Source organism: Oleiphilus sp. HI0128 (assembly GCF_001635365.1).
Window position 1 is genome coordinate 1 of record NZ_LWGG01001407.1, and the last position, 850, is coordinate 850.

The 850-nt window shown below is 46.1% G+C and carries 1 protein-coding gene and 1 pseudogene; one reads left to right on the plus strand and one right to left on the minus strand.

All coding sequences use genetic code 11. The features are described 5' to 3' along the window. A partial coding sequence (locus A3763_RS23145) for a DUF3530 family protein (protein ID WP_197483069.1) occupies positions 1-515 on the minus strand: 515 nt, incomplete at its 3' end. A gap of 137 nt (positions 516-652) precedes the next feature. Here A3763_RS23145 and A3763_RS23150 point away from each other — a divergent pair. Further along, positions 653-850 (plus strand): annotated as a pseudogene (locus tag A3763_RS23150) (ribulose-phosphate 3-epimerase); the annotation flags it as partial.

Genomic DNA, 850 nt, shown 5'->3' on the forward strand with positions numbered 1-850 from the left:
GCTGTCTTGTTGTTTAATGCTTCTGCCAAAGCAGGGCTTAGTTCAAGCTCATCAAATTTCTTTACTGGTAAAGCTCGCTCTGGGACTTTGTCTATGGAAGCGCCTGGTAATGAGAGCGCCAAGGTATACCAACCCGCCTCTGGAAGCCCACTGCGTACAGGCCTTATTACTTGAGGCCAGTCCGCATGCTGGCCGATACCAGGAACCAATAAAACAGCACCATGTTGTTGCGGCTTTTGAGAAGGTCTTTGTAAAGCCAGAACCTGAACACTTCCAGCAGAAGAACCACCTTCAGGTATGGGGTACTCAACATCCAGCCAAACTACTTCTTTTTGCCTCAATTCCGATATCAGGGCTTGCTGAGTCACCTTATCTAGATCTATATGTCCAACTCTAAGCGCCTCACTCTTGGTTTCACTTTCTTCTTTGCCTTCAGAGGCGTCAGGTGCATCTTCCGCCAGCACCATGCTAGAACTGAATATAAGAGTAACAAGAGCAAGGCAAAACCATTTCATATAAAAACTCATCTTAGTGACACTCGGAGGCACAAACCTATCATCAATAGGCTTAACACTTTACTTATCGGCAACTAAACTATTCGCACCAGCGCTTCTACGTTAGAATAGCGCAAATTATTAATTCCGAGGAAACCATGAGCCAATTTTTGATCGCCCCCTCTATTCTTTCTGCCGACTTTGCACGCCTAGGTGAAGAAGTCGAGAATGTTCTCGAAGCCGGTGCTGATATCGTTCACTTCGATGTGATGGATAATCATTATGTCCCTAACCTGACAATTGGCCCAATGGTTTGTGAGGCGCTTCGAAAGCACGGCGTGACAGCTCCAATTGAT